General features: G+C 35.2%; 13 protein-coding genes and 1 pseudogene. All 14 read right to left on the reverse strand.

Features of this window, described 5'->3' with window-relative positions:
* Positions 1–140: 140 nt before the first annotated feature.
* The 14 genes and pseudogenes from ACFOY7_RS00850 to ACFOY7_RS00915 all read right to left on the reverse strand — a co-directional run bounded on the left by ACFOY7_RS00850 (position 141) and on the right by ACFOY7_RS00915 (position 16,146).
* Positions 141–587: a LytR/AlgR family response regulator transcription factor gene (locus ACFOY7_RS00850; RefSeq protein WP_390248429.1), complete on the reverse strand. Its 447-nt coding sequence runs from the start codon at positions 585–587 to the stop codon at positions 141–143.
* Positions 588–956: 369 nt separating this feature from the next.
* The gene (locus ACFOY7_RS00855; protein ID WP_390248431.1) at positions 957–2,399 is read right to left on the reverse strand and encodes a DEAD/DEAH box helicase; all 1,443 of its coding nucleotides are present in this window, start codon (positions 2,397–2,399) and stop codon (positions 957–959) included.
* A 211-nt stretch (positions 2,400–2,610) separates the two neighbouring features.
* Positions 2,611–2,811, reverse strand: coding sequence for a cold-shock protein (locus ACFOY7_RS00860; RefSeq protein WP_390248433.1), 201 nt, complete (start codon positions 2,809–2,811; stop codon positions 2,611–2,613).
* A 281-nt stretch (positions 2,812–3,092) separates the two neighbouring features.
* Entirely contained in the window at positions 3,093–4,226 is a 1,134-nt protein-coding gene (locus tag ACFOY7_RS00865; protein WP_390248435.1) for an alcohol dehydrogenase catalytic domain-containing protein, read from the reverse strand.
* A gap of 179 nt (positions 4,227–4,405) precedes the next feature.
* Positions 4,406–6,094, reverse strand: a pseudogene (locus tag ACFOY7_RS00870) (hypothetical protein).
* Between the two features lie 307 nt (positions 6,095–6,401).
* Positions 6,402–7,958, reverse strand: a complete 1,557-nt coding sequence (locus tag ACFOY7_RS00875; protein WP_390248716.1) for a diguanylate cyclase domain-containing protein — start codon at positions 7,956–7,958, stop codon at positions 6,402–6,404.
* Between the two features lie 220 nt (positions 7,959–8,178).
* A complete protein-coding gene (locus ACFOY7_RS00880) occupies positions 8,179–8,490 on the reverse strand; it encodes an STAS domain-containing protein (protein ID WP_390248437.1) in 312 nt (103 codons plus the stop codon).
* A 20-nt stretch (positions 8,491–8,510) separates the two neighbouring features.
* Complete coding sequence (locus ACFOY7_RS00885; RefSeq protein ID WP_390248439.1) at positions 8,511–10,592, reverse strand: flagellar assembly protein A; 2,082 nt, start codon at positions 10,590–10,592, stop codon at positions 8,511–8,513.
* A 13-nt stretch (positions 10,593–10,605) separates the two neighbouring features.
* Complete coding sequence (locus tag ACFOY7_RS00890; RefSeq protein WP_390248441.1) at positions 10,606–11,442, reverse strand: PP2C family protein-serine/threonine phosphatase; 837 nt, start codon at positions 11,440–11,442, stop codon at positions 10,606–10,608.
* 1 nt (position 11,443) lies between these two features.
* Positions 11,444–11,770, reverse strand: a complete 327-nt coding sequence (locus ACFOY7_RS00895; protein ID WP_390248443.1) for an STAS domain-containing protein — start codon at positions 11,768–11,770, stop codon at positions 11,444–11,446.
* Positions 11,771–11,786: 16 nt separating this feature from the next.
* A complete protein-coding gene (locus ACFOY7_RS00900; protein ID WP_390248445.1) occupies positions 11,787–13,397 on the reverse strand; it encodes a methyl-accepting chemotaxis protein in 1,611 nt (536 codons plus the stop codon).
* A gap of 12 nt (positions 13,398–13,409) precedes the next feature.
* Positions 13,410–14,861: a class I adenylate-forming enzyme family protein gene (locus ACFOY7_RS00905; protein ID WP_390248447.1), complete on the reverse strand. Its 1,452-nt coding sequence runs from the start codon at positions 14,859–14,861 to the stop codon at positions 13,410–13,412.
* Positions 14,858–15,094, reverse strand: coding sequence for an acyl carrier protein (locus tag ACFOY7_RS00910; protein ID WP_390248449.1), 237 nt, complete (start codon positions 15,092–15,094; stop codon positions 14,858–14,860). Before ACFOY7_RS00910 ends, ACFOY7_RS00905 begins: the two co-directional genes overlap by 4 nt.
* Positions 15,091–16,146, reverse strand: coding sequence for an alpha/beta hydrolase (locus ACFOY7_RS00915; RefSeq protein ID WP_390248451.1), 1,056 nt, complete (start codon positions 16,144–16,146; stop codon positions 15,091–15,093). The genes ACFOY7_RS00910 and ACFOY7_RS00915 overlap by 4 nt, the downstream gene beginning before the upstream one ends.
* Positions 16,147–16,152 lie beyond the last annotated feature (6 nt).

A 16,152-nucleotide genomic window follows, 5' to 3' on the forward strand; every position in this document is an offset into this window, starting at 1 on the left:
AACAATCTAAACCATCATAAGTATTTATACCTAACTTGTCCAATTCCTTTTATGACTCCTTTTTGTCCATTCAGCACCAAAATACATACTTTAAGACAAACAACCTGTCCTACCAGTACAAGAAAATAAAAAACCTTCTTTTAATCATAAGAAGATTTTTTATAGGTATTTTTTCTTTTAAGCTCTTCCACATCATTTAGTTTATATTTAGAAATTTTTGCAGTTAATTTATATCCACGAAAATGGGCTATATTTGATTGTCCAATAGCTTCTATCTGATTGACTAGTTCTAAATTAATAAGGAAGGAGCGATGAGCTAACATAAACCGATTATCAAGATTTCTTTCATAATATAAAAGCGACTTATTTGTTTGATATGTACCATCAACAGTATGAATGATCGATTTCCGATCTGCCTTTTCAATAAAGAAAATATCCTCGAACCTTACAAAGTAAGTGCTTTTTTTTGCTTTTATAGTTAACTCTCTGTGTTCTTCTCTATTAGATGACAAGTTTCTTAATGTATCAAATAAATGCTTTTGTTCTGAAAGCAATATAGCCTCGTCTACTATAACAACTTTAATCAATGATGACTTCCTTTCTTCTTTTATCAAATTATTATATTTAACCAACTGAAGAAAAGCAGGTAATCCCTAATAAGGACCCTGCTTCTATTATGACTTAATTGGTAAAGTATTCTTCTGTTATGAGTTAACTACCGTAGTACCATAATCCATAATGCTTGGTACTATGGTATTAGAATATTTAGTTTATCTTTCTATTTTTTACTAGTCAAGCCGTATTTTTCGTTGAAAAGGTTTTCTGCCTATTTTTATTCATTCTATAACATGAAAAAAGGTATCCTACGCAGATACCTTTTTAATAAAGAGACTCCATTTGTTTTGTTTGGAATGATATCTGAGTTCCAACAATACATAGTGTAAAAGACCGGAACTCTATTTTTTCGCCTTACTCACTTTTATCTTTTTACCTTTAACAGTCGTATGTTCCATTGCTTCCAAAACTAACGAACCTTTTCCATTAAGAATATCAACATAGGACCAATTATCTTTAATTGTAATAATCCCTATATCCTCTGCTGTTACATTTTCAATGTTGGAGATTGTACCGACAAGATCAACCGCTCGGATTTTCTTCTTTTTGCCACCATTAAAATGAAGTTTCATAATATCTTGATTAATTCTTGCAGTTTTATTGTTTTTCACAATCCGCCGTTCTGACATTTTTTCATCAAAGGCTGGTTTAGCCTTTTTAATTTCTTCTTCTGAAGGTATTTCTCTAGTATGGAGTTCAAATCCAATATATTTTTCAATGGATTTCAGATACTTTTCTCCAGAATTAGTTACGAAGGTAATAGCCTTCCCTTTATTACCAGCTCGTCCTGTTCTTCCTGTTCTGTGTACATAACTTTCCTTTTCCATTGGTACATCGTAATTGATAACAAGTGAGACATTATCTACATCTATTCCTCGGGCTGCTACATCTGTTGCTACAAGATATCGAAAATCGCCAGACTTAAAGCCTTCCATTACACTAAAACGCTTCTCTTGTTCCAATCCACCGTGAATCGCTTCACAAGAGTAATTCGATTGTTGCAACTCAGTCATCACTTCATTCACTTGATCCTGAGTATTGCAAAAAATAATACAACTATCCGGATTCTCAACAATAGTGATATCTTTTAGCAAATCCATTTTTGAATCTTTTTTGACTCTAAACATGCTGTGCAGAATATTGTCTGTTGTAACTTCAGTTGTAATCTCTACATTAATCGGATTTTTCATATATTTTTGGCAGAGTTTTTCAATTTCTTTTGGCAGAGTAGCAGAGTACAGCATGGTTACTCTGTTTGGTGGCACTTGTTTAATGATAGCTTCTACCTCATCAATAAAACCCATTCTTAACATCTCATCTGCTTCATCAATGACAAGATATTTTATCTGTTCTAAGTCTAATGTACCTTGCTCAATATGATCCATTACACGTCCAGGGGTACCAATAACTACATGTGTTTTCTGTTTCAGTTCATCCTTCTGGATAGAAAATGGTTCCCTGCCATATATAGCCAATGCTTTTACTCGCTTAAATCTGCCGATGTTGGTAATATCTTCACGAACTTGTACAGCAAGCTCTCTAGTTGGTGTTAACACCAATGCCTGGGGTTTATTATCTTCCCAGACTACTTTTTCACAAATTGGGATGGCAAAAGCAGCAGTCTTCCCACTTCCAGTTTGTGATTTCACAATTAAATCCTTGTTCTCTAATACTTGGGGAATGACTTCTCTCTGTACCTTTGTCGGTTGATTGTACTTTAATACATCCAGTGCTCTTTTTACTTCATTACTTAACTGATAATTTTCAAAATTACTTTCATTCATTTCTTAACCTCATTTATATTTGTTTTATTTATAAGATGTACGGAGATAATTAATCGTATTCATTTGAAAGAAGTTCGCTAAACAGTCCACGCTAATAAAATTCTATTCATTTTTTAAGATTCTTCTTCTTAGTAAACTTTAGCAGGGGAATTAAAATTTCATAAGTACTGCAAAAAAAGAAAAAGGACCCTATTATAGAGCCCTTTAATCATTATGCTTTATGAACGTTAGTCGCTTGAGGTCCGCGTTGACCTTCTTCTGTATCAAATGTTACTGTTTGACCTTCTTCTAAAGTTTTAAACCCATCACCTTGAATAGCTGAGAAATGCACGAATAAGTCCTCGCCGCCATCTACTTCGATAAAACCGAAACCTTTATCCGCGTTAAACCATTTAACTGTACCTTGTTGCATATGTTGTTTCCTCCTGCGTGGATATTTCCACTGTTTAATACTATCATTGCTCAATTTTGATAAAAGGTGAAAAGTGTAAAACTTCTTTTTTCCTCTCAAACAGAGACCGAACAAAAATAATTCTTCTTTAGTATATCAGATAGAGTCTGGAATAGCAAGTAATTTTTGGATAATATTATTTAGGTTATATTCTCCTTAGTCCTTCATTTTCTAACTTTAAGTTATAAGGTATGTATGGCGTCAGGTCAGAGGCCTAACGCCAGTCATTCTTCCTTTTCACTCTATGGTTTTAATATCGTTTTAATGTTGCCATCTTCTTTATTATCAAAAATACGATATGCTTCCGCTGCTTCTGTAAGTGGCAACGAATGTGTAATAATGTCTGTTGGATCGATCAATTTATTTTCAACCATCTTATATAGTGCTGGCATCATATGAATGACAGGAGCCTGCCCCATTGTGAGTGCAACATTTCGTGTAAAAAAGTCGCCAAGAGGGAAATTATTAGCTTCCGTTCCGTATACCCCTGTTAATTGAACGACACCAAATTTTCTAACTGCTTGAGAAGCAGTAATAATAGGGCTTATCGTACCAAACTGATTTTCTCCTTCGGAACCGAAAGTAGTATCAGGTGGCACTGTTCCATCCATACCAACACAGTCAATAACTATATCAGCGCCTCCTTTTGTCTCTTCATGCAGAAGACTGCCAATTTCTTTATTTTCTTTAAAGTTATAGGTTTCTACATTATTCGCTTTCTTCGCATGTTCGAGTCGGTGTTCAACTTGGTCAACGGCAATGACCCGTTCAGCCCCTTTTAACCAGGCAAATTTTTGCACCATAAGACCGACAGGACCTGCCCCAAGAACAATGACAGTATCCCCTGTTTTGACACCACTATTTTCTACGCTCCAATAAGCGGTTGGAATTACATCGGAGAGGAACAGAACACTTTCATCATCAAGTTCACTGCTTTCAGGAACCTTAAATGAGGAAAAATCTGCGTAAGGCACACGCAGATATTCTGCTTGTCCACCAGGATAATTCCCATTAGCTTTTGAGTAACCAAAAAGACCTCCGATTTCTCCATGAGGATTGGAGTTATCACACTGGCTTTCCATCTGATTATTGCAATAATAGCAATGACCACAGCTTACATTAAAGGGAATAACTACCCGATCTCCTTTTTTTAAAGTTTTGACATCAGGCCCTGTTTCTTCAACAATTCCCATCGGTTCGTGCCCAATGATATAACCTTCCGGCAAAGGAAACCCTCCATTATACAGGTGTAAGTCAGAGCCACAAATCCCGCTGGCTGTTATTCGTACAATCATATCATCTTTTTGCTGAATAGACGGTGCTTGAACATCTTTCACTTCCACACGTTTCTTCTCTTGAAAAGTTACTGCCTTCACCAGACCCATCCTTTCTTCTGTTAATGAAAAGATTAAAGGTACACCAAGTCATGGAATTACCTTCATACGTCTCCCGTTCCCCCTGAAAAGTAACTTTAAACAAGTAATCATTATCCCGTGCAGGAAAGATAAAAAGAAAGTAAGTCATAGCGATATATCATGTTACTTCTAGATTCCGTTTAATTCCCGTCAGGCAAACCATTCCCTTTAATCAAAGCCGATATGTCTTCACCCCTTCTTAAACGATAAATCTCCCAGTCAAAAACTGTTTCAGCAGTACCATCCGGAAACATATAATTACCAGAAATAAAGCCTGTTCCATTCACAAAATCCGGCATTACTTCAAGTTTATCCTCAATCGCGGCCTGTAAAAAAACTAATGCAAAAGGTTCCAGCGCATCAAATTTCGCATTAATTTTAGTTGAATCCATTAAAAAATAACCTTTATGAAAACTTCGTTGGAGAATGTTATCACCTATTACTCTCCCTAAATTCAAATATTCTTCACATTTAGTAGCTTTAAAAAGATCGATAATAGCAAATAGGGCAATTGGATCTGAACATTCTGTATCGAGATTAATATCTAAGCCATTGCCTGGCTTAGATCCTAACTCACCTAATCCATTTCCTTTAGCGATATATCGTGCCATTTCCCAAAGTTCCATGTCACCAGTATGGTGAAAAGCTCTGGAGTATGACAATAAGTAGCCACAATGAGCAAAATAACTTTTTAACTCACTGCCGGCTTCCCCATAATATCCGTTTCTCTTCAATACATAACCAGTAAGATCGGTTCCATCTGTAAACATTGTTCGGAAAGAATTTGTTTCAGGTATGTAGGTGTATCTCGCGAAACTAATTTGTCCTTTATGCGTCCAGTCTAAAATGTCTTTTGCATTCTCCCCAATATCTTCTGCAATTTGCAACTGCATTAACGCATTTTTCCCGTAAATGGAATTAGCACCACCTTCACGAAGCATCCTTGCTTATAAAGCTATCTCGCCGAATTCTGGACCAAATTGTCTCTTCGCTCTATCTCCATACCTGCTTAACGTTTTACTATCATCATCTGTCTCTTCCATTTTCTTCGGTTGTGTAAATTGATAGGCACCAAGACCTGTATTTTCATCTCTAGCTAAAACAAATTGTTTGGCGAGATGTTTAGCCCAGCGGAGTGCCCCTTTATCTCCGTTCAATCGATATAGAGTTGCCGCTGCATAGATAAGGTCATTCCCTGTATTGATAAATGAAAGACCCAGAGATTCACGAAATGGCGGACGATGTACTAATTCATTCTTCCATACTGGTCCTAATTCAAGTCCATATTTGCCATGTCTCCCCACATCAAGATCATTCCAATCATACATGTGGGCATTCCAAAATGCTTGTATAAACTTTTCTGTTGCCTTTGGATTTACCTCATACATTAAATCGTAATATGGTAAACAATTCTTTAATTCATGAACGTATTCTTTCTCCACTGGACCAACCGGCTCCAAAGTTTTTAGATCAATAAACTTATGGCCACCCCATTCTAATAATCCGCTCTTATCAACCAAATGGTCGAAATGATAGTTAATCGCATCCTTAGCAGCCTCTTTATATTTCGGTTCATCAATTAATTGACTGATGGATGATAAAGTTCTGAATAAATTCTGCTGTGTTGCCATGTTCGAAATAACAACTTCACCTCTATCAACGTGCCATTTGACATGTTCAAAGGTATCGACATTTATTCCATCAGCAAACAATGGCACAGGATTTTCTCTATAACGGTCTTTTCCATTTTCTAAAACATTATCGCAGAATTCGATAACGGCATTTATTCGGATTTTATCTTTCTCCAATTTTGATTTAACCGCTTTCATTTATGTCACCTCTTTGTATTGAAATATTTCTTATACGCTTATTTTACTAAATCTACAATATGAACTCACGTTTAAGCTTTGTGTAAAATGAATAAGTGATGATATCTCTCACTTACACAGTTTATATTTTACTCCCCCATCTTTCTCATTATGTTGTCTTATGAGCACGTATTCTACCAAGCGGTGGAGATGGATTACCTGACGAAACTATTCATAATATGCCATTAACAAACTCTTTAATATCGGCTTCCATTTTACTATCTTATTACTTTCTCCTGTTTAATATATATTATAACAAGGATATATTTTAAATATTAATTGTTTTCTCTGTGAATTCTGAAAAATTACCTTTCATTTGCCTTTTTGAAAAGTATAGTGCTTCATCTGCTTGTTTCATTAATTTCTTTTCACTAATTCCTTTTTTAGTATAATAAGATACCCCTATGCTCACTGTAATCATTAGCGTATTTGAACCAATCCTTATTGGTTGTTTCATTGAATTAATGATTCTTTGACAGACTTTTTGTGCCTCTTGTTTACTATCTAAGCCAGGTAACACTACTTGAAATTCATCTCCCCCCATTCTGGAAACAGTGTCTGCTACACGTACATTTTGGTGAATTCTTTTTCCAAACTCTTTAATAACCTCATCACCAACACTATGGCCATAGTTATCATTAATGGCCTTGAAATTATCGCCATCTAAAATCAAAAGTGCAGTCATTTTCCCTAGACGATCAGTAATGCCCATAGCTTTTTGCAATGATTCTTGAAACAGAGTTCGACCGGCCAATCCTGTTAACTCATCATATAAAGCTATAGCTTCTAATTCTTGTTCTCTTTCTACACGGATAGAAATATCTCTTGAAACAAACACTATATTTTCGACGGTTCCCTCAACATTTATGACAGGTCCTCCTTTTGTATTAACCCATAGCACCTCACCATTTTTGTTTAGTCGGCGGTAATCTATTTCACTCGACATTCCGGTCTCCATTATTTTCAATACAAAGTTCCTCACTTTTTCCATGTCTTCTCTGTATACAAAGGATAAGAATGACTTACCTATAAGGAAATTCGATTCAAAACCCAAAATCTTTTCGTGGGATGGTGAAGCATATAGAATTTGTCCATCTTTATCAGAAACTTTAATAAGATCATTAGAATTTTCCACAATAATTTTATATTTTTCTTCGCTCTTTTTAAGTTTTGTTCTTAATTCATCCATTTTAGTGATATCTTTATAAACTGCAATCCCACCGACCATCTTACCCCCATTCATTATTGGAGTGTAAGATGATAATACATGAATAAATTCATTATTTTTAGTTCGTCTTTTTGAAGTATGATTTTCAATTATTTTCCCTTCTTTTAATTGTGTAAGAATTTCTGAAAATTCTCCTCTATGTTCAAGTATACTAATTTCAGAGTTTATCAAAATCTCATCCATCGTCCACCCAAACATTTTTGTAAAGCTAGGATTTACAGTTAAGTAATTCCCTCTTTCATCAAAGGTAAAAACTGCGTCTGCAGCACACTTAAAAATTAATTCATATTGCTCTTTTAAATATCTTAATTCAGTTTCGTGGTTCTTTCGTTCTGTAATCTCTCTAGTAACTGTTACAATATGCTCACATTCACCTCGATCATTGAATAATGGGGTAATCCTCGACTCAACCCACCCCACTCTCTTCTTTGTATGATCTGATTCCAACGGCAATTCTATTTTTTCTTCATATGTAACACTGCTTTTTAATGTAATTGCTTGTCGATAGTGTTCATCAACTATCTTAGCTGAATAATCCGGCATAATTTCTTCAATTGTCTTCCCGGAAAAATTGCTTGGAAAATTGAGTGAATGGATAGCTTTCTGATTAGCTGTAACTTATCGAAAACCTCCATCTGGTCCCACAGAAACTAGAAACACCATGTCTGAAATACTGTTAAAAATAAGATTAAAGTTCATTGTATTCTTTATTTTTTCAAACATAAAAATGATTCTCCTTAAATTACATTGCTACAACAAGTTATCGGCTTTATCTTACTTCCATTATTTGAATTGTTTAGCATGAATTCTACTAGATTTATATAAATATTTTGTTTCCTATAATTTCTTTAATTTGTAAAAGGTCAAAGACTTCATTTACATCTTTTCCAATATTCGATATCGTTACTTCGATATTATTTTCTTTCAGAGTATCAATTAAGCTGATTAACAGTCCCATTCCTGAAGAATCGACAAAAGGGACTTCACTAAAGTTAAGGTTAACAACCTGTGATTTTAAAAGTTGCGGGAGTAATGAATCGGTAATTACCTCCGTTCCTTCTATATCTAAGTCTCCTTGTAATAAAACCTCTAAACTAAATTCCTTATCAATCGTCTTGTATTTAAGCATTAATATATTCCTCCAGCCAATTATCTAATTTCGATTTGATTATTACGATTTAAGTGAGCCCGAATGTCATATGTTTCTTGAATCAATACATGACTCACATTCCCTATTTTTAATACAGTATCTTCTAATGCTTTTCTTATATGGATTGTTTGATCATGAGGAACCGAAATAATGGTTTTAGTACCAGTACTTGAACCTACTTCATCAATGATTGCACCAAGCCTTCCATAGAGTTCCCCTCCACGCACGACTCCCTTCACGTTCAAATGACCCCCAGCGTGAACCTTTGTATTTATACAACCTTTACCAATAATTGTAATGTCGCCATTTGAATAAAGTTGACTGTTTGTTGCATCTGATATGGTGATATAAGCATTAGGTTCGACAGGAGTTTTACTAAACTCGGATAATTTCCCCATTTCTTCAGATAAAGTTATGAGTGCTTTCAATGTAACCACATCTTTAGATAAACTTAGAAAAGTTTGTTTTATAGATACACCCATTTGTACCCATTTCTCATCATCCAGATATTTCTTTCCCTTCTCTACAATTTCTTGATAGTTTTTAGCAAGAGAAGTAAATTTTTTAAACTTTTTCTCTAGAAGAATTTTAATTAATGGCTGTAGACCACTGACAGAGAAGTCATTAGATTTAAATGCGCTTGACTGAGTTAACTGCTGAATCACACTTATCATTTTCTCGATTTCCACATTCATCCTACCTAACAAGTGCCCGAGCTCCACTGTTAACATATTATTCTTTCCTGCTGATAACTCAGATCCAATCACGTGTCCTTTCACTAAAATAGAACTAGAAGTAATTAACTTAGCTGTACTTGTAGATTTGTGAACGAAAATATCTCCACCAGCTTCAACTGTCATATTTTCCTCAACTTCACCAAGAACTTCCACATCTCCACTAAATCGAATATTGCCTGTTGCTAAATTTACATTATTTCTATGAACTAGCTTTGGCTCAATTGCAACTTTAACTAAAAGCCCTCTTTTTTCAACCGAAGGTCTACCGGATTCGGCAGCAACAATTTTATCATCTACTTCCACAATACCTCTTCCGGCCCTCACTTTAATCGGATTTGTCTGTTTTGGAGGTATTGGTTCATTCTTTACTGAAATTCCAGGTATCCCAGGAATCGGTGGATGGATTTGAGCAATAACCCTTCCTTTATCAGCAGTTGGAATCATTTTTGTTTCCTTAAAATCAATATTTCCTAAATCATCTTCTACCAATCCATTTCGAGGATTAGTATCCACTTTCATTTCTATCCAACCATCGTTTCCTGGTTTGGGGGCTTTTCCTGTTGCAATTTCGAAGGCTTTTGATTCCATTGTAAATACAGCTTTTGTTATTTCACTATGGTTAATTCCATAAGTCACACGTAAAACTTCTAATTTGTTTAATACGTCCTCATACGTTAATGAATTGTTTACCACTTTAGTTTCCTCAAGTATTAATTCAATATGGTCATCTGGACCTGTGTCTCTAACTTTCCGTTTCATCTCAAAACCAGGAGTTACTTGTAAAATGACATTTAAGCCATTGTTGTCTATAGTGACTTCCCATTTTGTTTCTTGTCTATCTCCATCCTCTATTTGAATTTCTAATTGGTCTTTCTCCGAAACAACGGTTGAATGTTCATTGACAATTGAACTATTCTTAATTAATTTAATCCCTTTGCCGATAGTCACCATCGAATAATGATTCGGTGAATCTCTCACATAAATTTTGTTATCTATTACTCTAGCTGTGCCTTCTCTCTCTTTTTCTATATGCCTTTCACCATTCTCTTCAGAGGAAGGATTCATTGAACTGATGGGCAAACTTCCCTTTGAAAAATTCTCAATTAATTCCTCTAAGCTATCGTAATCATCTGTTTTATGCTCGTTGAATTTCTCTGGCTGAATCATTTGCATATGGTGTTTTGTGAGCTTTACAATTGCCTCTTTCTTCCCTATTCCAATAAAACCATTTTTCCCTTGTTGTAAAATCTCAATGTCCACGTCCTCTTTTGTAACCGCTAGTAACTCTAATCCCAGATGAATGGCTTCTTCAATGTCTTTCCCCTTTGATATAATATTCTGCATAATCTTTACCTCCTTATGGGTAGATTACAGGAGAATTGTAACTTGTGATATTCGTTTTACCTTGAGCAACTTTTAATAATACCATGGTAATATCATCTCTTTGTGGTACATTCTCCGTAAATACATCCAATGATTCTATTATAGATTTTTCCACTTCTTCAACATCAAACCGGTAGTTTTTAAGGAGAACTTCTTGTAAACGATCAATTCGGTACATTTCACCCTCCCGGTTTTGTGCCTCAGTTATACCATCCGTATAGAAAAATACTAAATCTCCCTCGTTAAGACTTATTGAATTTACATAATAAGTAGTTTGAGGTAAACCACCGAGCATAACACCTTTTGTTTTAGGTATTTCTATAACCCCTTTTCCTGATCGGACAACCAATGGGAAATTATGGCCTGCACTCGCGTAAGTTAATACATAAGATTTAGGATCCCAGTCTGCACAAAGTACAGTTACAAAAGAACTTAATTTACGAAGATCGTCATATATTGCCTTATTCATTGCAGTTAATGTTTCTCCAGGGCCCTTTGTACTTTCCGCTGCACTTCTAAATGCACCTCGAGTGAGGATCATTAGCATTGCAGCAGGAATCCCCTTTCCCATGACATCACCGATTACAATGCGTAATTTCCCATTTTGAAGAAGGTAAAAGTCATAGTAATCTCCCCCAATTAATCTTGCGGGAATTGACCTGCCAGAAACTTCACTATTTTCTATCACAGGTTTCTCTCCGTTTAACAATTTCATTTGGATATTTCTCGCAAGTTGTATTTCCCGTTCGAGTGTCTTATTCCATTCACCCGTTACCTGTTCGTTTAATAGGGTCAGTTCGCGTTTATACATTTTATTCACTCTCCCTTTGAAGTGTTTCCATAATTTGAAACACCCCAATGGTTTCAAACACTTCTCTAGTATCCGAAGAAATACCCTCCAATTCCACTTCAAATTGTTTCGAATTTGCTTCATGGACAAGATTAATAATTGCACCGATTCCTGTAGAATCAATGAATTCTAATCCCCTAAAATCTATCGAAACTTTCTTTATCCCCTGTTTGATAGAACGTACCTCTTCTGTAAAAGGTTCTATTGTGGAATAATCGAGTACCCCTCCCACTCTCAAAATACAACTGTCTCCCTTTAACTCTCTGGATAATTTAATCGTTACCTCCATTTATATTAGCTCCTATCTAAAATTCTTCGTCACTTAATTTAAACTCTTCCATATTTCTTAACAATTTCTTCGATATTTCTGACAATGATGCTGATTGAGAATGTAATGATCTTAATAAGTCTGCTAGATTAATTGTCATTTCTGTAGTATTTGTCGAACTGTCTTTGCATAATTGGTGAATAATATCAATACGATTTTTAACTTCTTTCGCTTTAGCGTCATTTCTGCTTTCTAGCACTTCTTTCACTTGCTCCAGGAAATCTTCCACATCTGTCATCATTTCTCTTGACATTTTCGTTGATTCTATAGACAGTGTGTAAACTTTCTCTACAGAGTTATCCGCTTCTGATTCTAATAAGTAAGCGAAGCGCTCGGTTCTATTTGCTTGATTTCTGGTCTCTGATAATACTCTATTTAATGTACTTGCCATTTGGTTAGCACTCGATGATAATCTGCTTAACTCACCTTTATCTTTCACGGAACTTCGTACAGTAAAGTCCCCATTTTGAAGTTGTAAAATTTGTGCAATAATTTTTTGTATATTGGCATAAATCTGGTTGAAAAAACTTGTTGTTAATAAAACTAAAGCTACTAGTGATATAAAACCAGATAGAATTAAAATAATAGTTTGCCGGTGAAAAGGAGCCTTCATTTGATCGTAATTTAGTGCAACATAAATTACTCGTCCGTCGTCCATTGGTGTAAAGGTTTTATAGATATCATTACTATGGTGTACTTCTAATAAACTTTGTTGTTGCCTATCTTCCAACATATTAACCAGGAGCTCTTTATCGCTTTCACTTTGCAATTCATATTGGCCATTAACAACTTTCTTTAATGGTGGGTAAATTTTACCTTCCAAGGACGGGTCAGCAAATACTTTTGGATTTAAAACCGCTATTTCTTCTACATATTTGTTCATATTTCTCACTTCACTTATCCAAGCTTCAGGGCCTACTTTCTGGATATATTGATCTATTTCACTTGCCTCAATATAAGGATCTATTAAATAATCAGTTCCAGGTACATGATGATAAGCATATTTATAGAACTTAGGTACTTCATCTTCAGAAGAAGACTGTGTAATATATAAAATAGCTGTATGATTTGTTACAAAACTTACCGATTGCTTTAATTCCTCTATGATTTCCCCATCCATAAACTTGTCTAAAGCGATTGATGCTTGTGGATTAAAATCTCCAATCTTAAATCCGATCTCAGAAGGTTCCGTTGACTTTACACCTATTAAGTCATTTTCAGTCCTTTGAAATAAGGTAATTCCTGCTATACCAAGTTCATCACGAATTTGTATCAGTTCCTTATCAGAAATCTCTTCAAATGGCCGGCTATTTAATTTTTCTGCAATAGATTTAGAATATGATTCCATTTTATAATCGATTTGATGTTCAATTTCACTGGCAGCTAAATCAGTTCCAATCACACCTTGCTGGATAGAAGTAGAGATAAAGTCTGCTTCCCTGTTAACTTGATCCTCTATTATCTTTTGCATCATTACTAGCTGACTTACTGAAGATACGAGAGCAACAATGAATAAAATGATAAATATACGGATCGTAAATTGTTTTCTTAATGTAATAACTTTCTTATCTTTTGCTGGCTTCGTCATTTTTCCCATCCTTTAGCTCTTTATACTAAATAACTTTCTAAGAGCCTTTTTGTCAGTTTTTCCTGAAATAACTGGAAGTTCATCTAGAAATTCAATCCGGTCTGGCACTTTAAACCTAGCTATTCTTTCCGCGCAATATTGATAGAGTGCTTGGGCATCTAATTCTTTTTCTAAAACAACATATGCTACTATCTGTTCTCCATAGACGGAATGGGGTGCGCCAATTACTGCAGTTTGTTTAACTGAATCATGTTCAGATAATACTTCTTCTACTTCACCTGGAATAACTTGCTGACCACCCTTTTTAATCATGTCTTTCTTACGACCTAAAATAACTACTTTCCTTTCCTTAGTTAGTTGAACAAGGTCACCTGTCATTAGCCAGCCATCATTTGTTTTTACTTCTTTCGTTAAATTAGGTCTGTCATAATACCCTGAAAATAGCGTGGATGACCTGATAATAAATTCACCATTTACTACTTTATATTGAATACCTTCAGCGACTGTCCATTCCAATTTCTTACGAAGATTACAAGTCATAATTCCTCCACCTTCCGTTATGCCGTAAATACCATAAAACTTGGTGTATTGCATCAGTGGATATGCTTGAACCTCTCCTTCTGAGACCATTTCACCAGCAAGGAAACATTGATGTATGTTTTCGAATACTTTCGGTTTTAAATGCTTTGTTAGGCCATACATTGCTTTCAATAAAGAAGGCGTTGTTATCATTTTCTTGACATCTACACGTTCCATCATGTCCGCAATCTTTCGAAAATCAAATGCATCCGGAACAGCCACTGTATACCCATACCGGAAGGAACCTAATAATACTACTAAACCAAACCCTACCGTCTGTGGAGGTATATTAAGGATACAGTCACCTCTCTTTGCATGAAACATCCGTGTAATAATTTTGATATTTTCCAATAATGCATCTTGGCTTAAAACGACACCTTTAGGAGTTCCAGTACTTCCTGAAGTAAACAGGATAAAGTGGCGATTAAACTTATCAAGTTTAGGTAATACACCTTTGTAGTGACTGCTTTTCCATTCCGTTCCATCTATTGTTTCGTATAAGATACAATCACTTTTGGATTCTTTCAACCAACCCTTGATAATTTCTGCAAACGGAACACCATTATATTCATTAATAGTGAAAATGACATGTGGGGCTGCACACGATAATATAGAAGATAAGTCACCCTCCCGATATAATGGACTTACCGGTATGACGGTCCCTCCTAATTTGTTTATCGCAAATATTAAGGAAAGATAGCTAAAGGTATTTGGGACTAACAAAGCCACTCTTTTCCCAGATAAACTTGTTCCCCCGCCCAGTATCTTTAGGAAGTTATTACACATTTGTTCCACTTCTTTTGGCGTAAAATCCTGTTGAAATGTACAAATTACTTTCTCATTTAAGTATTCTTTCTGTATGGAGTAATCAATTAAAGTAGTCACTTAGTATCTCCTTTGCTAATTAATTCAAATAATTTACCAGGTGTTGAAAAAGTGTCTGAATCGTTGATTTTATTAAGATCTAATTCAATTCTTTCAGAAATCTCAACTAATAAATTCACCATTTGTAAGGAATCAATACCTAGATCGTCACGAAAGGAGCTTTCTTCTTGAATATGGTCAATAGAAATATGACTAATTTCAGAAACTATCCTGCTAAATTGCTCAAAAGTCATGTTTTTCCCTCCTCATTACTCATTAACCAATTCGCAGAGATCGCCCGGATCTCTTTCAGTTTCCCATTGCAACAGTGAGTTTCCTCTTCGTACACGACTAATTTCTTACCAGACGGAAGTCGGTGATAGAGTTGATAAATATCCTTGTCCCTCACCATTACGTCTTTGTTTCCATGAAATACGAAGATTGGTTTGCACTTTGTTAATTCATGAATATCGGGTAACATATGCGATGACTGATCGGAAATAAATTGCGTTCTTTCTACGAAATATTCAGGTAAGGAAATATCCTCACTTATAGCGGGGCTAACGGCAATTGCTTTTTTAATCATAGGGTGTCTGCTGGCAGCAATTGACCATCTGGCACCTGAACTTGTACCAAACAAAAAGATTGGTAGATTAGGGAATTTTTCACTTGCATAATCTATCAGAACATTTAGAAATTGTTCCCACCGATCTCTAGTAGCTTTTATTCGATTAAAAATATATGTTTCTCCTTGTCCTGGTCCGTCAAAACTTATCGTCAGATAACCTAGTTCCAGGAAATGCTTTTCATAAGTAAATAACTCTTCTTTTGACGAATCGATTGGATTGACTATAATAATAATTCCTTTAGGATTTTCCAATGGTCGAACTCTCCCAACAACTTCACCACCATTAATGGTCAGTTGTTCTTTAAAATAATTAAAGTTTGAAAATTGGTCAGCTGCTTTAAAGGAATCGATCGATTTTTTATACCACCATACTTTTTCTTCGTTAGCATCAGGATAAATCCATTGCATCAAGTTATAATACAAACCAGCTAATTGAAAATGCTTCTCTGCTTTCTTAGGGTCTCTACTAGCTTTGTGTAACATGGCTCTTTCTGTATGGGCTTGAGCATGATAATTAAAATAATTCGTCCAATCAGAAATATCCCGAACACTCACTTTTACCTGAGAAATAACTTCTTTTTCCATACCATGCGCTATCCATCTGTCCCAAAACCCATCAAATAAACGGACTGTTGTCAATGTTTTTTGAATTGTCCTATTTGGGTCTATACTAATCAATTAATA

The sequence above is a fragment of the Gracilibacillus xinjiangensis genome (assembly GCF_042651765.1).
In the GTDB taxonomy this organism is placed as follows: domain Bacteria; phylum Bacillota; class Bacilli; order Bacillales; family Amphibacillaceae; genus Gracilibacillus; species Gracilibacillus xinjiangensis.

Bases quoted from the DNA above. Each gene is read 5' to 3' on its own strand.
- ACFOY7_RS00855 (WP_390248431.1), bottom strand. From the start codon at position 2,399: ATGAATGAAAGTAATTTTGAAAATTATCAGTTAAGTAATGAAGTAAAA.
- ACFOY7_RS00885 (WP_390248439.1), bottom strand. From the start codon at position 10,592: ATGCAGAATATTATATCAAAGGGGAAAGACATTGAAGAAGCCATTCAT.
- ACFOY7_RS00895 (WP_390248443.1), bottom strand. From the start codon at position 11,770: ATGGAGGTAACGATTAAATTATCCAGAGAGTTAAAGGGAGACAGTTGT.
- ACFOY7_RS00880 (WP_390248437.1), bottom strand. From the start codon at position 8,490: ATGCTTAAATACAAGACGATTGATAAGGAATTTAGTTTAGAGGTTTTA.
- ACFOY7_RS00900 (WP_390248445.1), bottom strand. From the start codon at position 13,397: ATGACGAAGCCAGCAAAAGATAAGAAAGTTATTACATTAAGAAAACAA.
- ACFOY7_RS00910 (WP_390248449.1), bottom strand. From the start codon at position 15,094: ATGACTTTTGAGCAATTTAGCAGGATAGTTTCTGAAATTAGTCATATT.
- ACFOY7_RS00890 (WP_390248441.1), bottom strand. From the start codon at position 11,442: ATGTATAAACGCGAACTGACCCTATTAAACGAACAGGTAACGGGTGAA.
- ACFOY7_RS00860 (WP_390248433.1), bottom strand. From the start codon at position 2,811: ATGCAACAAGGTACAGTTAAATGGTTTAACGCGGATAAAGGTTTCGGT.